The organism is Halomicrococcus gelatinilyticus (assembly GCA_024227995.1).
Lineage (GTDB): Archaea > Halobacteriota > Halobacteria > Halobacteriales > Haladaptataceae > Halomicrococcus > Halomicrococcus gelatinilyticus.
In genome coordinates, this window is the sequence record CP100465.1 from 1393622 (window position 1) to 1410381 (window position 16760).

Annotated in this window: 20 protein-coding genes; 9 read left to right on the plus strand and 11 right to left on the minus strand. The window is 69.0% G+C overall.

Annotation, left to right across the window (positions count from 1 at the left end; all coding sequences use genetic code 11):
- Positions 1-45: 45 nt before the first annotated feature.
- Complete coding sequence (locus NKT36_RS07430) at positions 46-345, plus strand: hypothetical protein (protein ID WP_327053323.1); 300 nt, start codon at positions 46-48, stop codon at positions 343-345.
- A 48-nt stretch (positions 346-393) separates the two neighbouring features.
- Here NKT36_RS07430 and NKT36_RS07435 read toward each other — a convergent pair whose 3' ends face one another.
- Positions 394-1677, minus strand: a complete 1284-nt coding sequence (locus tag NKT36_RS07435) for an adenosylhomocysteinase (protein WP_327053324.1) — start codon at positions 1675-1677, stop codon at positions 394-396.
- A gap of 132 nt (positions 1678-1809) precedes the next feature.
- On the opposite strand from NKT36_RS07435, the gene NKT36_RS07440 reads away from it, so the two are divergent.
- Positions 1810-2970 carry an SPFH domain-containing protein gene (locus NKT36_RS07440; RefSeq protein WP_327053325.1) on the plus strand — a complete coding sequence of 387 codons (1161 nt, stop codon included), beginning with the start codon at positions 1810-1812 and terminating at the stop codon, positions 2968-2970.
- Positions 2971-2992: 22 nt separating this feature from the next.
- Here the strand turns inward: NKT36_RS07440 and NKT36_RS07445 are convergent, their stop codons facing one another.
- Positions 2993-3433, minus strand: coding sequence for a DUF2267 domain-containing protein (locus NKT36_RS07445; protein ID WP_327053326.1), 441 nt, complete (start codon positions 3431-3433; stop codon positions 2993-2995).
- A 109-nt stretch (positions 3434-3542) separates the two neighbouring features.
- On the opposite strand from NKT36_RS07445, the gene NKT36_RS07450 reads away from it, so the two are divergent.
- The 3 genes from NKT36_RS07450 to NKT36_RS07460 all read left to right on the plus strand — a co-directional run bounded on the left by NKT36_RS07450 (position 3543) and on the right by NKT36_RS07460 (position 5789).
- Positions 3543-4529 carry a tyrosine--tRNA ligase gene (locus NKT36_RS07450; RefSeq protein ID WP_327053327.1) on the plus strand — a complete coding sequence of 329 codons (987 nt, stop codon included), beginning with the start codon at positions 3543-3545 and terminating at the stop codon, positions 4527-4529.
- 143 nt (positions 4530-4672) lie between these two features.
- On the plus strand, positions 4673-4957 hold the full coding sequence (locus NKT36_RS07455) for a hypothetical protein (protein ID WP_327053328.1): 285 nt from the start codon (positions 4673-4675) through the stop codon (positions 4955-4957).
- 4 nt (positions 4958-4961) lie between these two features.
- A complete protein-coding gene (locus tag NKT36_RS07460) occupies positions 4962-5789 on the plus strand; it encodes an endonuclease/exonuclease/phosphatase family protein (protein ID WP_327053329.1) in 828 nt (275 codons plus the stop codon).
- 95 nt (positions 5790-5884) lie between these two features.
- Here the strand turns inward: NKT36_RS07460 and NKT36_RS07465 are convergent, their stop codons facing one another.
- On the minus strand, positions 5885-6088 hold the full coding sequence (locus tag NKT36_RS07465; RefSeq protein ID WP_327053330.1) for a DUF7470 family protein: 204 nt from the start codon (positions 6086-6088) through the stop codon (positions 5885-5887).
- 80 nt (positions 6089-6168) lie between these two features.
- Entirely contained in the window at positions 6169-7095 is a 927-nt protein-coding gene (gene rnz / locus NKT36_RS07470; RefSeq protein ID WP_327053331.1) for a ribonuclease Z, read from the minus strand.
- Positions 7096-7315: 220 nt separating this feature from the next.
- Between rnz and NKT36_RS07475 the strand changes: the two genes are divergently transcribed.
- From NKT36_RS07475 to NKT36_RS07485, 3 genes are all read left to right on the plus strand, one after another.
- Positions 7316-9517: a DUF7282 domain-containing protein gene (locus NKT36_RS07475; protein ID WP_327053332.1), complete on the plus strand. Its 2202-nt coding sequence runs from the start codon at positions 7316-7318 to the stop codon at positions 9515-9517.
- A 132-nt stretch (positions 9518-9649) separates the two neighbouring features.
- Positions 9650-10663: an AAA family ATPase gene (locus NKT36_RS07480; RefSeq protein ID WP_327053333.1), complete on the plus strand. Its 1014-nt coding sequence runs from the start codon at positions 9650-9652 to the stop codon at positions 10661-10663.
- A 93-nt stretch (positions 10664-10756) separates the two neighbouring features.
- Complete coding sequence (locus tag NKT36_RS07485) at positions 10757-11755, plus strand: methyltransferase domain-containing protein (protein WP_327053334.1); 999 nt, start codon at positions 10757-10759, stop codon at positions 11753-11755.
- A gap of 90 nt (positions 11756-11845) precedes the next feature.
- Here NKT36_RS07485 and NKT36_RS07490 read toward each other — a convergent pair whose 3' ends face one another.
- The 4 genes from NKT36_RS07490 to thpR all read right to left on the minus strand — a co-directional run bounded on the left by NKT36_RS07490 (position 11846) and on the right by thpR (position 13676).
- A complete protein-coding gene (locus NKT36_RS07490) occupies positions 11846-12511 on the minus strand; it encodes a translation initiation factor IF-6 (RefSeq protein ID WP_327053335.1) in 666 nt (221 codons plus the stop codon).
- 4 nt (positions 12512-12515) lie between these two features.
- Positions 12516-12794: a 50S ribosomal protein L31e gene (locus NKT36_RS07495; RefSeq protein ID WP_327053336.1), complete on the minus strand. Its 279-nt coding sequence runs from the start codon at positions 12792-12794 to the stop codon at positions 12516-12518.
- Positions 12794-12946, minus strand: coding sequence for a 50S ribosomal protein L39e (locus tag NKT36_RS07500; RefSeq protein WP_266079873.1), 153 nt, complete (start codon positions 12944-12946; stop codon positions 12794-12796). The genes NKT36_RS07495 and NKT36_RS07500 overlap by 1 nt, the downstream gene beginning before the upstream one ends.
- Positions 12947-13121: 175 nt before the next feature.
- Positions 13122-13676 carry an RNA 2',3'-cyclic phosphodiesterase gene (gene thpR / locus NKT36_RS07505; protein ID WP_327053337.1) on the minus strand — a complete coding sequence of 185 codons (555 nt, stop codon included), beginning with the start codon at positions 13674-13676 and terminating at the stop codon, positions 13122-13124.
- Between the two features lie 123 nt (positions 13677-13799).
- Between thpR and NKT36_RS07510 the strand changes: the two genes are divergently transcribed.
- Positions 13800-14183 carry a hypothetical protein gene (locus NKT36_RS07510; protein ID WP_327053338.1) on the plus strand — a complete coding sequence of 128 codons (384 nt, stop codon included), beginning with the start codon at positions 13800-13802 and terminating at the stop codon, positions 14181-14183.
- Positions 14184-14210: 27 nt separating this feature from the next.
- Here the strand turns inward: NKT36_RS07510 and NKT36_RS07515 are convergent, their stop codons facing one another.
- The 3 genes from NKT36_RS07515 to NKT36_RS07525 are packed head-to-tail and all read right to left on the minus strand — an operon-like array spanning position 14211 to position 16726.
- On the minus strand, positions 14211-14723 hold the full coding sequence (locus NKT36_RS07515; RefSeq protein ID WP_327053339.1) for a dihydrofolate reductase: 513 nt from the start codon (positions 14721-14723) through the stop codon (positions 14211-14213).
- Positions 14723-15718, minus strand: coding sequence for a thymidylate synthase (gene thyA / locus NKT36_RS07520; RefSeq protein WP_327053340.1), 996 nt, complete (start codon positions 15716-15718; stop codon positions 14723-14725). The genes NKT36_RS07515 and thyA overlap by 1 nt, the downstream gene beginning before the upstream one ends.
- 51 nt (positions 15719-15769) lie before the next feature.
- Positions 15770-16726, minus strand: a complete 957-nt coding sequence (locus NKT36_RS07525) for a DUF5787 family protein (protein WP_327053341.1) — start codon at positions 16724-16726, stop codon at positions 15770-15772.
- Positions 16727-16760 lie beyond the last annotated feature (34 nt).

A 16760-nucleotide genomic window follows, 5' to 3' on the forward strand; every position in this document is an offset into this window, starting at 1 on the left:
TTCGGGTCAGAACATTGAAATGGCCCCCGGCCGTCAGCACGTGGTATGTCATCAGACACCACGTCCGCGCGGATGGCGGGCGACAAGGTGCGCCGGTTCGCGGGCGGCGTACTCGTGCTCGTCGGGTTACACTTCGTCGCCGAACTGGCGCTCGGGGCGGTCCATGCAGTCCCCGGGAACGGACTCGTGAGCCAGGCGTACGCGCTGCTCGCGGCCGCGCTGTTCGTCGGCGTCGGCGGGACGATGCTGGCGAAGGGACGGCTGGCCGACCGGCGACTCGAATGGGTCGGCGCGGCGCTGGCCGTCGTGGTGGCCGCGCTGGTGCTCGCCCCGTACCTGCTGTAGCTCGCCGGCGCGCAGAAGAGAGATTCGGACGGGACCGTCGACCCGGGTCTACGTCCCGTGCTGCCAGCTGTCCATGTACTCCGCCTGCTCGTCGGTGAGGTCGTCGTACTCGACGCCCTCGGCGTCCAGCTTTATCTCGGCGATCTCTCGGTCGAGGTCGTCGGGGACGTCGTGGACGCCCGCCTCGTACTCGTCGCCGTTCTCGACGAGTTCGCGGACGCAGGCGGCCTGCACGCCGAAGCTCTGGTCCATGACCTCGACGGGGTGGCCCAGCGCGACGGGCGCGGCGAGGTTGACGAGGCGGCCCTCGGCGACGACGTTGAGCCGGCGGCCGTCCGCCATCTCGTACTCGCGGACGCCCTCGCGGGCCTCGCGCTCGGCGACGGCCATGTCGGAGAGTTCGTCGAGGTTGACCTCGACGTCGAAGTGGCCGGCGTTGGCCAGCAGGACGCCGTCCTTCATCCGCTCGAAGTGCTCGCGCGTGACGACGTCGCGGTTGCCCGTCGTCGTGATGAACACGTCGCCCTCGGCGGCGGCCTCGTCCATCGGCATCACGTCGTAGCCCTCCATGTGGGCCTCGAGCGCACGCCGGGGTTCGACCTCCGTGACGACGACGTTGGCGTTCTGGCCCGCCGCCTTCTTCGCGACGCCCTTGCCGCAGTAGCCGTAGCCGCCGACGACGACGGTCTTGCCGGCCCACGAGAGGTTCGTCGTCATCGCGATGCTGGCGAGCGACGACTCGCCGGTGCCGTGGACGTTGTCGAACAGGCGCTTCATCGGCGTGTCGTTGACGGCGAAGACGGGGTACTCCAGTGCGCCGTCCTCGTCCATCGCGCGCAGGCGGTGGACGCCGGTCGTCGTCTCCTCGGCACCGCCGACGATGGAGTCGATGAGTTCGGGGTAGTCCTCGTGGATGGCGGCGACGAGGTCCATCCCGTCGTCGACGGTGACGGTCGGTTCCAGGTCGATGACGGCCTCGATGGCCGCGTAGTACTCGTCGTCGTCGACGCCGCGCTTGGCGTAGGAGGTGATGTTCTCGTGCTCGTCCAGTGCGGCACTCACGTCGTCGTGGGTCGAGAGCGGGTTGCAGCCCGTGACCGCGACCTCCGCGCCGCCGTCCGCGAGCGTCTCGACGAGGACGGCCGTCTTCGCCTCGACGTGCATCGCCATGCCGATGCGCTCGCCGGCGAGGGGCTGGTCGTCCTCGAACTCCTCGCCGATGGCGGTCATGATCGGCATGTGCTCGCGCGCCCAGTCCATCTTCCGGTGGCCCTCTTCGCGAGCGCTCTCGACGTCGTCGAGTTGCTCGCTGATGGCCGGATACTCCGTCATACCTCGGAGGTTGGCGACCGCGCCCAAAACGGTACCGAAGTCGGCCATCGCGACGACGGCCACCGCGGAGGACGACCAATCGAGGGTCACCCCCGCAGAAGCGTTAAGCGACTGGTACCACTCTGTACGAGTATGCAGCACCCGTTCTACGCCCTGGGGAAGTTCTCCCGGCGGGTGGGTCTCGGGAGAGCCCTCCTCGCCCTCGTGTTCGTGGCGGTCGCGCTGTTCGCCCTCCCGGCACTCGACCCCCTGACAGTTGCGGGCCTGCTCGTGCTCGCAGTGGTCGTCGCGGGAGTCAACAGCGCCGTGGAGATCGTCGACGCGACGGAGAAGCGGGCGCTGACGGTGTTCGGCGAGTACCGCGGCCTGCTCGAACCGGGGCTGCACTTCGTCCCGCCGTTCGTCAGCCGCACCCACACCTTCGACATGCGGACGCGGACGCTGGACGTGCCGCGCCAGGAGGCCATCACCCGCGACAACTCGCCGGTCAGCGCGAACGCCGTGCTCTACGTCCGGGTGATGGACGCCGAGCGGGCCTACCTCGACGTCGACGACTACGAGCGCGCCGTCGCATTCCTCGGGCAGACGACGCTCCGGGCCGTGCTGGGCGACATGAAGCTGGACGAGACGCTGAGCCGGCGCGACCGCATCAACGCCCGCATCCGCGAGGAGATCGACGAGCCGACCGACGGCTGGGGCGTCCGCGTCGAGGCCGTCGAGGTCCAGGAGGTGATGCCCAGCGGCGGCGTCGTGGCGGCGATGGAGCGCCAGACCAGCGCCGAGCGCAAGCGCCGCGCGATGATCCTCGAAGCGCAGGGCGAGCGCCGCAGCGCCGTCGAACGCGCCGAGGGGAAGAAGCGCGCGAACGTCATCAGGGCGCAGGGCGAGAAGCAGAGCCGGGTGCTCGAAGCGCAGGGTGGTGCCGTCTCGACCGTCCTCGGCGCACGGGCCGCGGAGTCGATGGGCGAGCGCGCCGTCGTCGACCGCGGGATGGAGACGCTGTCGGCCGTCGGCGAGGGCGAGGCGACGACGTTCGTCCTGCCCCAGGAGCTGTCGTCGATGCTCGGCCGTTACGGCCGTCACCTCACCGGCAGCGACGTCGCGACGGACGGACCGACGCTCGACGCCCAGGAGTTCGACCCCGAGACGGAGGCGCTGCTCGGTCTGGACGACGTCGAGGCGATGCTGTCGGGGTCGGAGGCGTCGGCCACCGAGTTCGAGGACGACGCGGCGCGCTGGGAGAAAGAAGAAGACGACGACCGGGAACTCGAACCGGTCGAGGAACAGGAGTAAGCGGGCGGTCCGCGACCGTTCGTCAGCCCGCCTCGCCGAGACGCTCGCGCCAGCCCGGCCCCCACACCTCCTCCGGGTCCACGCCTTCGAAGAGGCGTTCGTAGTCTCTCGTCAGGTACGACAGCACGTCGTCGCTCTCCCGGGAGGTCACGGCGTCGAGCAGGACGGCGATCACCGCCTGCGCGTGCTCGACGGCGGCGTCGCGCTCGTCGATCTCGGTGACGGTCTCGCGTTCGAGGACGCGAGCGACGAACTCGTCGAAGCCGAACGAGGTCGATCCGTCGGCGATTGTGAGGTATGAGCCGACCTCGGTCGGGAGTTGGGAGGCGAGGTCCTGGGCCTCCTGGTCGGGAATCCGCTCGCTCAGCGTCACCAGCGTCGCGCCGACGGCGTCGTCGGCCTCGTCGGCAGTCGACAGGTCGGTGCGCTCCTCGACCGCCCGGATGAAAGCCTGGTACTCCATGGTTCCCGCCGACGACGGCCAGCGTCTTAACCGGAACGGCGGCGGGGTCAGCGACCGGACGGCGACCCATGACGTAACGCTAAAGCACGCGAGGAGTCTTTTTGCGCGCATGGACGCCTACGAGCTAATCGCTCGCAACGCCGCGGAACTCGTGACCGAAGAGGAGGTGCGGGAGCTCGCCGAGTCGCCCGAGGGGAAGCGGGCGTACGTCGGGTACGAGCCCTCCGGCGTGCTCCACATCGGCCACATGCTCGGCGCGAACAAGCTCATCGACCTCCAGGAGGCGGGCTTCGAGGTCGTCATCCTGCTGGCGGACGTGCACGCCTACCTGAACGACAAGGGGACGTTCGAGGAGATCCGGGAGACGGCCGAGCGGATGAAAGAACAGTTCATCGCCTACGGCCTCGACGAGGCGAACACCGAGTTCCGCATGGGCTCGGAGTTCCAGCTGGACGACGACTACGTCCTCGACCTCCACGCGCTCGAACTGGAGACGACGCTCAACCGCGCGAGTCGCGCGATGGCCGAGATCCAGAGCGGCGAGTCGACGAAGGTCTCGCAGGCGGTCTACCCCCTGATGCAGGCGCTCGACATCGAGTACCTCGACATCGACCTCGCCATCGGCGGGATGGAACAGCGCAAGGTCCACATGCTCGCCCGCGACACGCTGCCGAGCATCGGCTACGACGCGCCGACCTGCCTCCACACCCCGCTCATCGCCGAACTCTCCTCCGGCGAGGGGAAGATGTCCTCCAGCGAGGGCGTCACCATCTCGATGCAGGACTCGACCGGGGACGTCGAGGAGAAGGTCAACGGGGCGTTCTGTCCGCCGACCCGCGACCCCGAGGGTGACCTGGAGAACCCCGTCCTCCAGGTCTTCGAGTACCACGTCTTCCCGCGCTTCGACCGCGTCGTCGTCGAGCGCCCCGAGCAGTACGGCGGGGACCTCGAGTACGACGACTACGAAACGCTGGCCGAGGACCTCGAGAGCGGCGAACTCCACCCCGCGGACGCCAAGTCCGCGCTGGCGGAGTACCTCGACCGCCTCATCGAACCCGGCCGCGAGAAGCTCGCAGAGTTCGACGGCGAGAGCTGATCGGCTGGCCCTCGTCCGACCGACCGACCGCTCTCCTGCGGAGCTCCATCCGATCTATTCGACGAACACCCGCCGTCTCCGCCGCTCGCGACCGCCTGCGAGCGGCCGGTAACGGCATTGCCGTCGCCGCCCTGGAGTGGCGTATGAAAGAGCACGAGCGGAAGTTCCTGGAGGACACGGTCACCCACCTCGCGACGAGTATCGCCAACAACCTGCGAGAGGAGTACAGGACCGACGAGATAATCGAGGACAAGAACACCCTCACCGACTACGGCGAGATGTGGGTGCGGGGATACCTGATGGGCCGACTCACGCTCATCCGCGGCTGCTCCACGGGGAATCCGAACGTCTCTCCCGACGACATCACCGAGATCGGAAGGCTGGTCGACGAGCACGAGGGACGGATAGCGAGCACGGTGTACTCGTAGTCTCATGGCGGTCGACCTCCGCGTGATGTCGTACAACATCCGGTACGACAATCCCAACGACGGCGAGAACGTGTGGCGCGAGCGACGGGACAAGATCGCCAACGCGATCCGCTTCCACAAGCCGGGCGTCGTCGGGCTCCAGGAGGCGCTGCACGCCCAGCTACAGGACCTGAGCGAGCGGCTACCGGGATACGAGTGGCTGCCGGCCGGCCGGAAGGAGGTCGAGAACGCCGGCGAGTACGCCGCCATCGGTTACGACCGCGACCGGTTCAATCTGGAGAGGGAAGGGATATTTTGGCTGTCGGAGACCCCCGACGAACCGGGAAGCGTCGGCTGGGATGCCAACCTGCCGCGACTCGCCCACTACGTCGAACTCCGCGAGCAGTTCACCGACGTGACGTTCTGGCACTTCAACACCCACTTCGACCACGCGGGCGAGGAGTCGCGGCTGAACGCCGCGAAACTGCTGTTGCATCGCATCGACGGACTGGTCCCCGACGACCCCGTCGTCATCACCGGCGATTTCAACTGCCGCGCGGGGTCGCCGCCCTACGTCCGACTGACCGGTCGCACCCAGTCCAGTCGGGGGCGCACCCTGCGCGACAGCCACCGCTACTCGAAGTACGGCCACCATGGCCCCGAGACGTCGATGACCGACTTCTCCAACCTCATCCCGGACAAGAAGATCGACCACGTCTTCGTCAGCAGCGACGTGGAGGTCGTCCTCCACGGCATCCTGAGCGACGCCTACGCGAGCGGGCGGTACGCGTCCGACCACCTCCCGGTCGTCGCGGACGTCTCGCTCCCGGAGCTGAACGACACGTCGAGGTGAGAGAATCGGCCGTCGGCCCTCGTCGACGAGAGTCCGAGCAGGACGTCAGTGGTGGTCGGTGTTCGGCAAGGCGATACGAACCGGACGGACGCGGCTTACTCGAACCCGCCGCCCATCATCGCGCCCATGCCGAAGCTCTCCATCAGGCCCGAGACGAGGCCCCACGCCACCAGCACGACGCCGACGACGACGAGACCGATGCCGGCCGCGATGAGGATGTTCTCCAGCGCGATGACGGCGACGCCAGCGACGAGCACGAGCAGGCCGACCAGCCCTTTCGCGCCGAGTTTGTCGAACATGGTCCGGTCTGCGTCCGGGCGTGACTTAAACCTGCCACTTGCGTTCGAGGCGAGGTCACCCGGCCGGAAGGCCGACCGCGTCACTCGTCGGGGTACGGCACCTCGACGACCTGACCGTCGTCGGGGACCAGCACCTCACCGTCGAACGCTTCGTTGGCCTCGCGGCGGTGGGCGGACGTGTCGTTGGCGTAGCGTGAGGAGACGTGGGTGAGCGCGAGGCGAGCCGCGCCGGCGCGGCGGGCGACGTCGCCGGCCTGTGCCGCCGTCGAGTGGGCGGTCTTGGCGGCGCGGTCGGCCCGGTCGCTCGCGAAGGTGGCGTCGTGGACGAGCAGGTCGGCGTCCTCGGCGACGGCGACGACGTTCTCCGACGGACGCGTGTCGCCGGTGTAGACGAACCGCCGGCCGGGGCGGGGGTCGCCGACGACCTGCTCCGGGCGGACGACGGTGCCGTCGTCCAGTTCGACGGGCTCGCCCTCGTGGAGCTTCGAGAACTTCGGGCCGACGGGGACGCCGAGCTCCTCGGCGCGCTCGCGATCGAAGCGCCCCTTGCGTTCGTCCTCGACGAGCGCGTAGCCGACGGCGTTGGCGTCGTGGTCGACGCGGAACGCGCGCACCTCGTAGTCCTCGCGGCGGACCGCCGTCTCGCCGGGCGTGACCTCGGTGACGCGGACGGGGAACGAGGGCCGGTTGCCGACGGCGTGCACGAGGGCCTCGATCTCGTCGCCCGTTCCGCGGGGCGCGTGGATCGTCAGCGGGTCCTCGCGCTCGTTGAACTCCATGGTCTGGACGAGACCGGGGATGCCGAGCACGTGGTCGCCGTGGATGTGGGTGACGAACAGGTCGGAGACGGCGAACCCGGTGCCGAAGCGCATCATCTGGCGCTGGGTCCCCTCCCCAGCGTCGAACAGCAGGCGGTCGCCCTCGCGGTTGACGAAGATGGCGCTCGGGTTGCGGCTCGTCGTCGGCACTGCCCCGCTCGTTCCCAGGAAGGTGACGCGCATCGACATCGGTCGTCCAACGTTGTGGTCCGGACGGCTAAACCGGCTTCGAAACCGCGTCCCGGTCTCCCGAGGGGGACGAAATCCGAACCTAACGCACCGAGTAGGTGAAGGCGGACCGGCCGAAGGACCGGCCTAACTGCACCTTCCTCGACAGTTGGTCGTGAACGGTCTGGCGCGTTTATCCGGAAACTCGTCGTTCGCTTCCTCTGCGGTTCAGGAGGGAGATATGACACGCAATCAGAGAAAGATAAGCAGTGCCGTCATGGCCGTTCTCCTGGTGCTCGCCAGCGGAACAGCAGTATCACTGGCAGCACCGGGGGCGTCCAGCGCGGCAACAGATGCGCAACCGTCGAGTCTGACACAGGAGGAGATTCCTAACGAGACAAGCATCACGTTCGACGAACAGGAAACGACCGGAGAACAAATCGTCGTCGAAGAGGTGACGATGTCCGAGGGTGGGTTCGTCGCCATCCACAACGAGAGCCTGCTCGAGGGTGACGCCGTCGGAAGCGTCATCGGCGCCTCGGTGTACCTCGAACCGGGTACGTACGAGAACCTGAGCATCACGCTCGCCGAACCCATCAACGAGAGCCAGACGCTCATCGCGATGCCGCACGAGGACACCAACGACAACCTGGTGTACGACTTCGTGATGGGCGGGGGCGACGTTGACGACCCGTACACCGAGAACGGTGAGGCGATCACCGACGAGGCGAACGTCACCGTCGTCGAAGAAGAGGAGATAGCGCCCGAAGAGCCGGCCGAGAACGAGTTCACGTTCCGCGTCGAGCAGATGACCATCGACCAGTGGTCGTTCGTCATCGGTGACGGCGAGCCGGAGCGCACCGTCTCGGTCAGTGGCTTCGACCTGCAGGACGAGCAGGTCGACGTGAACCTGACCAAGCTGCTCGGCGGCGCAAGCGTCGAAGACGCCGTGAGCCGGACCGACGAGGAGGACGTCCAGGCAGCCGCCGAGGAGGCCGAAGAAGCCGCCGAGGACGCCGACGTCACGATGGACGGGCAGCTCCAGACGACCCAGATCGTCGTGAGCGACGTGACGGTCGAGAACGTCACGTTCAACGTCGAACTGCCGCCGGACGCACAGCTGCCGGCGATGCCCGGGATGACCGACGGTCCCGTCCAGAACGAGACGGGTGAGCCAAGCGACGCACCGCTGGCGGCGAACGTCACCTTCGAGAACCAGACGACCACGGGCGAGACGGTCACCATCGACTCGGTGAACATGTCCCGTGGCGGCTTCGTCGTCGTCCACGACCGGAGCCTGCTCCAGGGTGACGCACTCGGGAGCGTCGTCGGCGCTTCCCAGTACCTCGAGCCTGGGGTGCACACCGACGTGACGGTGACGCTGGACGAGCCGCTCGACGAGACCCAGACGCTCATCGCGATGCCGCACCTGGACAGCAACGACAACCAGGTGTACGACTTCTCGACCTCGAACGGGACCGAAGACATCCCGTACGTGGTCGACAACCGGGTCGTCATCGACCCCGCGCTGGTGACCGTCGAGGCGGGCGAGACGACGGCCGCAGAGACGACCACCGCTGCCGAGGAGAACACCACGGTCGAAGAGACGACGACCGCCGCAGAGACGACCACCGCAGTCTCTGAGGAGACCACCACCGCCGCAGAGACGACGACCGCGGTCTCTGAGGAGACCACCACCGCGGTCGCTGCAGAGACCACGACCGCTGCCGAAGAGACGACGACGCCGATTGAAGAAGAGACCACGACGCCGGTCGAAGAGACGACCACGACGGCTGAGGAGACCACCACGACGGCCGCGGAGACGACGACCGCTGCAGAGACCACCACGGCCGCAGGTGAGGTCGAGGACGTGACCGACCTGGGTCCGTCGCTCGACGTCACCGATCTCGAGGCGCCGCTGAACGCCACGGTCGGTGAGACGCTGCTGGTCAACGCGACCATCACCAACCCGACCGACCAGACGCTCACCCAGCCCGTGGACTTCCGGCTCCAGGGTGACGTCATCCAGCGCAAGAACGTCTCGCTCGGTCCCGGCGAGAACACGTCGATCACGTACGAGATCGACACGTCGGCAGTCGGTCCGGGGACGTACACGCACGGCGTCTACGCGCGCAACTTCGGCGAGATAGCGGCGATCACGCTGGAAGCTGCCGAGACGACGACGCCCGCCGAAGAGACCACGACGGCGGTCGCCAACGAGACGACCACCGTCGCCAACGAGACGACCGCTGTCGAGACGACGACCGCAGTCGCTGAGGAGACGACCACTGCCGCCGTCGATGAGACGACCGCCGCGGTCGCTGACGAGACTACCACCGCAGTCGCTGAGGAGACGACCACTGCCGCCGTCGATGAGACGACCGCCGCGGTCGCTGACGAGACTACCACCGCCGCCGACCAGGGAACTACGACGGCAGCGTAATCGGTCCCCCGACTGACGCTCGGTAGCCATCCTTTTTCGTGGTGCACGACCGGGAGTCGAATCGCCGCCCCGGCGGCCCGGCACGTCCAGCAACCGACCGATTCATACCCGGCGACTTCGTAGACGCGCCCGATGGACGCGCCGCTGTGGACCGAGACGCACGCGCCCGAGCTGTCCGACCTGCCCCAGCCGGAGGTGCGCGAGTACCTCCAGAAGGCGGTCGAGGAGCCGATCAACCTCGTGCTCTACGGCCCACGGGGGAGCGGCAAGACGGCTGCCGTGCGGGCGCTGGCGCGCGAGGCCCACGAGGACCCGGACAACGACCTCGTGGAGATCAACGTCGCCGACTTCTTCCAGATGACAAAGAAGGAGATCAGCGAGGACCCACGTTTCGCCTCCTTCATCGACTCCAAGCGGCGGCGCAACTCCTCGAAGGCCGACCTCATCAACCACGTCCTCAAGGAGTCGGCCAGCTACTCGCCCGTCTCGGGCGGGTACAAGACCATCGTCCTCGACAACGCCGAGGCCATCCGCGAGGACTTCCAGCAGGCGCTGCGCCGCGTGATGGAGCGCCACCACGAGACGACGCAGTTCGTCGTGACGACGCGCCAGCCGACGAAGCTCATCCCGCCGATCAAGTCGCGCTGTTTCCCCGTCGCGATGCGGGAGCCGACCGAGGAGGAGATCGTCGCGGTGCTCGAACCAATCCTCGACGCGGAGGGCGCGGAGTACGACGACATGGGCCTGCAGTTCGTCGCGGGGTACGCCCGCGGCGACCTCCGGAAGGCCATCCTCGGCGCGCAACTGCTGTACGAGCAGGAGGGCGCGGTGTCGACCGACGCCTACGAGGTGCTCCGGGAGTTCGGCGTCCGCGGCCGCGTCGAGGAGATGCTCGAGGCCGCCGAGGACGGCGAGTTCACCGACGCGCGCAAGACGCTCGACGACCTCCTCATCGACGAGGGGTACAGCGGCGGGGAGGTACTGGAGGAGATGCTCGACGCCATCTCGCGCTCGAACCGCTACACCGGCGACCGCCTCGCGAAGGCCTACCGGCTCGCCGGCGAGGTCGACATGGACCTCGCGGAGGGCACCAGCGACCGCATCCACATCTCCCACATGCTCGCGGAACTCGGCGCGAGCGAGTAGCCTTCTATCGAGTGGCAATCGCTGCTACCACCGACCAGAGAGCGACGCGTTCCGGAACGCAAAAGAGCGGCCGAGCCAACCCGGAAACAGGACGTGTACGTACTGGAACTCGGCGGAGAGGACGATGCGTTCGCCGCCCGCGAGGCCGCTAGCGCCGCGACCGACGTGGAGCGGGTCGCGCCCGGTCTCGCGCGAGCGACGGCGTTGACCGACCGCGTGCGCCACCTCGCGTACACCCACCGCGCCAGCGAACTGGTCGGCGAGACCGACGCCGACCCGGCGAGCGCCCGCGCGCTGCTGGAGGCCGCACCGATAGAGCGGGAGGGCACCGTCGCCGTGCGGGCCCGGGACGTGCGCAACACCACCGGCGTCGACACCCAGCAGGTCGAGCGCGACCTCGGGCAGGTGCTCGTCGACCGCGGGTTCGCCGTCGACCTCGACGACCCCGACCACGAACTGCGGGCGCTGTTCAGTCGCGAGCCGCCACGCGGCTCGGACGACGACGTCTGCGTGCTCGGCTGGCTGACTGCCGAGAGCCGCCGCGACTTCGGCGAGCGCAAGCCGACAGACCGTCCGTTCTTCCAGCCCGGGAGCATGGACCCGCTGCTCGCCCGCGCGCTGGCGAACGTGGCCGGTGCGCGCTCCGGCGCGACGGTGCTCGACCCGATGTGCGGCACGGGCGGCGTGCTCGTCGAGGCCGCGCTCGTCGGCGCGCGCGCCCTCGGCGTGGACGCGCAACGGAAGATGGCCCGCGGCGCGGCGGAGAACCTGGCGGCGTACGTGCCGGACGCCGACTGGGCGACGGTTCGGGGCGACGCGACCCACCTCCCGTTCGGCGACGACGCGGTCGACGGCGTCGTCTTCGACGCGCCGTACGGCCGCCAGTCGAAGATCGCGAACCTCGACCTGGACGACCTCGTGGCTGGCGCGCTGGCAGAAGCGCGACGGGTCGCCCCCCGGGCCGTGGTCGTCGGCGACCGCTCGTGGGCCGACGCGGCCCGCGACGGCGGCTGGACGGTTACCGACACCTTCGAGCGGCGGGTCCACCGGTCGCTGACGCGGTACGTCGTCGTCCTCGAAGGGGACGACTGAGAGTATCGCTCGCTGGTGACGCCGGTCGCTAGCGGTGACTTTCGCTGGCGGCGCTAGGGCAGGGTGACAGCGTCGCAGAAGGGAGAGTGGTCAGTCGATGTAGCCGAGCGCGTCCTCGATGCGGCCGAGTTCCGGACCGGTCGTGTCCTGCCCGACGACGTAGCCGTGGGCGTTCGCGATGAGGCCGGAGCCGACCAGCGGCGCGCCGTAGTTGATGGTGCCGATGTCGGCGGGCACGTCGAGGACGTCCTCCAGCGCGTCGAGTTCGTCGTCCGTCGCCTTCGGGTGACAGAGGACGCCCGAGTTCGTCGCGACGGCGGCGGTGCCGACGGTCCGGACGCCGGCGAGCGCACCGCGTTCCACGGGCACGTCGAGCGCGTCCGAGACGGTCCGGACCGCCTCGTGCGAGAGGTCCGAGTGGACGTACGCACCGCTGTCGTTGGCGAGCACGACGTTCCCGGCGGCGTTGATGCGTCCGGGCAGTTCGGTCACCTCGACGTCGGTGGCGTCCTCGATGCGGTCGCGCTCGCGGTCGGAGACGCGACTGCTGACGAGCAGGCCGTTCTCGTTACCGACGGCGAGCGCACCGACGGTCGACGACCCGCCGACGGTGGTCCTGACGGCGTCGACGCCGAGTTCGTCAGCTACGTCGGTGACGAGGTCGTCGTCGGTGTCGGGACGGACGAGGAGATACTCGTCAGTGCTGCGAGCGTAAACGCCGACGTACGACGAACCGTTGAAGGCGGCGCGGAGCAACGCTCTACTCTTCGTACTCTGCTTCGACGACCGCTTCGCCCTCCTCCTCGAAGCGGGCGGCGTGCACGCGAAGCTTGCTCGGCGGGTTCTTGCGCCCCTGCGACCAGATGGCCTCGTTGATGGAGGGGTCGAGACGGACGTCCACCTCGTCCACCTTGAAGTGCTGGGCGAGGTGCTCGCGCACGATGGTCATCGCCTTGTCGGCGCGCTTGTGCTTCGGTTCCGCCTTGGCGTCGCGGAGCGGGACGGTGACGACACGCTCCTCGAAGTCACTCGCGCTCATTATTCGTCGGTGTCGCTACGCCGCCAGCTACGGCGCTTCGGGTTTCGCATCACGTCACGGTCGGTCTTCATGATGACCCACGCCGGGACGCGGCTGTTCTGACGCTCCAGCTTGGAGAGTCGCTTCTTTTTGGCCTTCGACTTCTTGCCCATAGTGGTAGGCTCTTCCCCGTCGTCGCATAAAATCTTGTTCTTTTGGTGGAGCGGTAGGTTCCGGCGGCGCTCCCCGGCCGCACTACCGCCAGACGGCCGCGCTGGGGGCGAGCGGCCGCGTTCGCCGTCCGTGTGATCCGCCCACGTACGGCCGGCCGGTCCGTCGTCGCCGTCGTCAGAGGTCGAACGTCTCGACCGTCGAGTACACCGGCCCGTCCGCGGTCAGTTCGCTCTCGGTCAGCCTGACCTGGTCGACCGCCATCGGGCCGACCGTGGGGTCGCTCTCGCGGACGACCTCCTGGACGAGCTCCTTCCCGCCGGCGTGCTCCATCCGGGCGAGGGTGACGTGGGGCGTGAAGTCGTGCTCCTCGGGCTCGAACCCGAGGTCGTAGACCCGCGGTTCGATCGCCTCGTGCAGCAGCGTCATCGCCTGGCTGCCGTCCCGGACCCCGAGCCACACCACGCTGATGTAGTCGAGGCTGGGGAAGACGCCGAGGCCGCCGAACTCGGCCTCGAACGGCCCGAAGTCGACGTCGTCGACGGCCTCAGCGATGGCGTCGGTGATTTCGGGGACGCGCTCGGAGTCGGTGTCGCCGAGGAACTTCAGCGTGACGTGCGCCTGCGCGGGGTCGGTGAAGCTGAGCCCGCTCGCGTCCGCGAACCGCTCCTGGATGCCCGCGACGGCCTCGGTCAGGTCGTCGTCGAGGTCGATGCTGACGAACAGTCGCATGTCGGAACAGTGGCCGGCCGGCGGCTTGTAGGTTGGCGCTCCGCGGGACGAAGTTCGACGTTCGTGGGGTCGCGGCGTGCGAACCGGGAGAAAGCGTATACCGCTGGCCGGGAACGAACGAACATGGTCTCCCCGAACACACTCGAACGAGCCGGCATCGTGGTCGGCAGCGCCCTCCTGGTCGGGCTGCCGACCAGCGTACTCGTCTCTCCCTTCGTCAGCGGCATCACCGACTGGCAGGCCGTCCTCCTGTGGCTGCTCCCCGGCATCGTCGTCGGGACGCTGGTCGCTACCGGCCGGCTGTCGGTCGCCTACCGGCAGGTGTGGCTGTTCAGCCTCGTGAGCTGGCTCGCAGCGCTCGCGTTCTGGGCGGTGCTCGACGTCGACCCGATCGACGGAACGACGGTCACGCCGACCACGCTCGGCGCGGGCGTCCTCGCACTCCTCGTCGGCGCGCTCGTCGCGTGGGCGAACCCGGCGATTCAGTGGCGCGGTAACGCGAGCTAGAATAGCAGGGTCGGCGCGGCCGGCGAACTATCGGCGCTCGTAGCGCACGAACGAGAGTTCCTCGCGGTCGTCGCGCGCCACTTCCTCCCACCCGTCGGCGGTCCAGCCCGCGCCGTCCTCCCACTCCGGGAAGCAGGTGTCGCCCGCGTAGGAGTCGTGGATCTCCGTGAGCACGAGCGCGTCGGCGCGCGGGAGGAACTGCTCGTAGACGGACGCGCCGCCGACGACGTAGGCGGTGTCGACGCCCAGTTCGTCGGCTGCGTCGGCGGCCGCGTCGACCGCATCGTCGACGCTCTCGACGACGGCGACCGCCTCGTGCACGTCGGGGTCGCTCGTCGAGAGGACGACGTTCGCGCGGTCGGGCAGCGGGCCGTCGAGTTGCGCCGCGATGCTCTCGTAGGTCGTCCGCCCCATGACGACCGGGTGGCCGGTCGTCGTCTCCTTGAAATGCGCCAGGTCCTCGGGGTAGTGCCACGGCATCTCGCCGTCCCGACCGATGACGCCGTTCGCCGCGACGGCGGCGACGAGGACGAGGTCCATCACTCCGCCACCCCGAAGCTGAGCCCGGGATGGGGGTCGTACCCCTCGACACCGACGTCCTCGTAGGTGAGGTCCGCGAGCGAGTCGGCGTCGACGCGGAGTTCGGGCCGCTCGTTCGGCTCGCGGGAGAGCTGGGTCAACAGGTTGGGGACGTGGTCCATGTCCCCCTCGTTGTCGCCCGGTGCCTCGCGGGTGAGCCAGTCGCGAACCGCGAGGAAGCCGTCGCGGTCGTCGACGGCGGCGACGCGCTCCTGGAGTTCGTCGAGGGTGTCGCGGTACCACTCGCCGCGCTCGCCGTCGCCGCAGTAGACGTGTGCGTCGACGACGGTGTGGGCGAACGACCCCACCTCGAGGCCGGTCTGGCGCGCGATCACGGTCGCGAGGAGGGCGTACGCCGCGACGTTGAACGGGATGCCGAGCGCGACGTCGCCGGAGCGCTGGGTGAGGTGGAGATTGAGGCGGTCGCCCTGGACGTTCAGGACGAACGTGTAGTGACAGGGCGGCAGGGTGCTCACCGCCGCGTTGGCGGGGTGCCAGGCGTTGACGACGATGCGGCGCGACTGGGGGTTCTCCTGCAACTGGTCGACGGCGTACTGCACCTGGTCGAACGTGCGCTCGTCGTCGTTCATCCAGCGGTGGTCGTCGTCGGGCCACGACTCGCCGGGCAGCCCCTCCTCTGGGACGGGATAGCGCCGCCAGAAGCGCCCGTACGCGGTGTCGAGGTGACCCTCCTCGTCGGCCCACTCGTCCCAGATGCCGGTCTTCTCGCGCAGGTTCCGGACGTGCTCCTCGCCGGAGAGGTACCACAGCAGTTCGTGGATCATCGAGTCCCAGCGGAAGCCGTCCATCTTCTTCGTCGTCAGGAGGGGAAAGCCCTCCTGGAGGTCCACCTCGTAGTGCTGGCTGAACGTCGAGAGGGTGTCGACGCCGGTCCGGTTGGGCTTGTACGTCCCCTCCCGGAGCACGGATTCGACGAGTCCGAGATACTGCTCCATGCGCGACCGTTCTCGCTGCACCTCAAAGGAGTATCGGATATCCGAACGGCCCTATCCGAACCGGTCGAGTCCCGCCTGCCGTCGCGCCCGACCCTCGGGGTCGGCGACCCAGGGCGAGCGCGCGTCTCGCTCTGCCTCGCGGTCGAGGGCGGGCGGGTCCGCGGGGTCGTGGCCCGGGCAGTCCGGCCCGCAGTTCCGGGGGTCGACGACGCGGTCCTTCCACGTGCAGTGGGGGAGGCCGCCGTCGCGCACCGCGGCCTCGGCACACGCCGGGAGGTCGTCGGGCCGCCAGCCCTTGCCGTAGGCGCGCTCGGCCATCCGGCGACGCTGGCGGGCCTTCGCCGCGGCAGAGGCGACGCGGACGTCCGCCCGACCGGGGTGGACGTCGAGCAGTTCGAGACCCGACTCGTCGGCCGCCAGCGGTGAGGGCTCGCGGACGACCTCGCGCTCGCCCGTCTCGGGGTCGAACCGCCAGATGCCGACCGCGTCGGGGACGCGGTTGCGGTGGGCGCGGGTGACGTAGCTCTCGGTCGCCAGCACCACACTGTCGACGAGCGCGAGGCTCACGTCCTTGCGGAGCTGGGTGCGGAGGTCGCCCGGGTTGCCGAGGTCGGGCTTGTTCTCGACGCCGACGAGGCGGCCGACCCAGTCGGGGTAGCGGGCGGTCTGGCGGACGAACTCCCGCCCGCCGCGGCGCTCGCGCTCGAAGAAGCCGACCTCGACCGCCCGGTCGACGACGCGGCGAGCGTGCTCCGGCGAGGCGTCGACGGCGTCGCGCCAGTGGCGCGCCCGGCCGACGCCGACGTCGGCCTCGATGGCGGCGTCGGGGATGGTCCCGCTCGCCAGCGCGGCGCGCTCGTCGAACTCGGGACCGGGAGCGACGCAGAGCACGTCGAGCACCCGGTTCGACGGCGCGTGGACGCCCGCGCCGACCTGCCGCGCGACGACGTGGTCGGTCGACGCCTCCAGGTGCGCACACAGCGCCAGTTCGAACGGGTACTCTCGCACGGCCGGAGCGAGGGAGTCGCCGGCAAAAAAGCGT

Bases quoted from the DNA above. Each gene is read 5' to 3' on its own strand.
- NKT36_RS07435 (WP_327053324.1), bottom strand. From the start codon at position 1,677: ATGACGGAGTATCCGGCCATCAGCGAGCAACTCGACGACGTCGAGAGC.
- rnz (WP_327053331.1), bottom strand. From the start codon at position 7,095: ATGTCGATGCGCGTCACCTTCCTGGGAACGAGCGGGGCAGTGCCGACG.
- NKT36_RS07475 (WP_327053332.1), top strand. From the start codon at position 7,316: ATGACACGCAATCAGAGAAAGATAAGCAGTGCCGTCATGGCCGTTCTC.
- NKT36_RS07460 (WP_327053329.1), top strand. From the start codon at position 4,962: ATGGCGGTCGACCTCCGCGTGATGTCGTACAACATCCGGTACGACAAT.
- NKT36_RS07515 (WP_327053339.1), bottom strand. From the start codon at position 14,723: ATGGACCTCGTCCTCGTCGCCGCCGTCGCGGCGAACGGCGTCATCGGT.
- NKT36_RS07445 (WP_327053326.1), bottom strand. From the start codon at position 3,433: ATGGAGTACCAGGCTTTCATCCGGGCGGTCGAGGAGCGCACCGACCTG.
- NKT36_RS07500 (WP_266079873.1), bottom strand. From the start codon at position 12,946: ATGGGCAAGAAGTCGAAGGCCAAAAAGAAGCGACTCTCCAAGCTGGAG.
- NKT36_RS07480 (WP_327053333.1), top strand. From the start codon at position 9,650: ATGGACGCGCCGCTGTGGACCGAGACGCACGCGCCCGAGCTGTCCGAC.
- NKT36_RS07430 (WP_327053323.1), top strand. From the start codon at position 46: ATGTCATCAGACACCACGTCCGCGCGGATGGCGGGCGACAAGGTGCGC.
- thpR (WP_327053337.1), bottom strand. From the start codon at position 13,676: ATGCGACTGTTCGTCAGCATCGACCTCGACGACGACCTGACCGAGGCC.
- NKT36_RS07450 (WP_327053327.1), top strand. From the start codon at position 3,543: ATGGACGCCTACGAGCTAATCGCTCGCAACGCCGCGGAACTCGTGACC.
- thyA (WP_327053340.1), bottom strand. From the start codon at position 15,718: ATGGAGCAGTATCTCGGACTCGTCGAATCCGTGCTCCGGGAGGGGACG.
- NKT36_RS07495 (WP_327053336.1), bottom strand. From the start codon at position 12,794: ATGAGCGCGAGTGACTTCGAGGAGCGTGTCGTCACCGTCCCGCTCCGC.
- NKT36_RS07510 (WP_327053338.1), top strand. From the start codon at position 13,800: ATGGTCTCCCCGAACACACTCGAACGAGCCGGCATCGTGGTCGGCAGC.
- NKT36_RS07440 (WP_327053325.1), top strand. From the start codon at position 1,810: ATGCAGCACCCGTTCTACGCCCTGGGGAAGTTCTCCCGGCGGGTGGGT.
- NKT36_RS07465 (WP_327053330.1), bottom strand. From the start codon at position 6,088: ATGTTCGACAAACTCGGCGCGAAAGGGCTGGTCGGCCTGCTCGTGCTC.
- NKT36_RS07455 (WP_327053328.1), top strand. From the start codon at position 4,673: ATGAAAGAGCACGAGCGGAAGTTCCTGGAGGACACGGTCACCCACCTC.